General features: G+C 61.9%; 1 protein-coding gene. It reads left to right on the forward strand.

The annotated features are described in order from the left end of the window. Positions 1–252, forward strand: a 252-nt coding sequence (locus KVS69_RS20015) for a hypothetical protein (protein ID WP_217539966.1), incomplete at both ends; no start/stop codon positions are given.

Consider the following 252-nt stretch of genomic DNA (forward strand, 5'->3'; position numbering starts at 1 on the left):
GGCTTGCACTTCTTCGCCAAGGCGGGTTTCGCGATCCTTGCGGGAGCGGGGACGGCTGCCAGGGATTACATCCACACGAATTATGCGCTGATCTCGCAAAGCGCGTCTGCCGTGCTCATGGTCGCGGTGGGATTGACGCTGCTGTCGGTGCTCGTCCTGGAAATCATGGCGGACGAGCGCCGCAACTCGGAAAAGGATTCCCTTTCCGGCCTCGCCAATCGTCGCGGCTTCGAGAATGGCGTGAAGGCGGCA

Source organism: Stenotrophomonas sp. GbtcB23, from assembly GCF_019091045.1.
Classification (GTDB): Bacteria; Pseudomonadota; Gammaproteobacteria; order Xanthomonadales; family Xanthomonadaceae; genus Stenotrophomonas; species Stenotrophomonas rhizophila_A.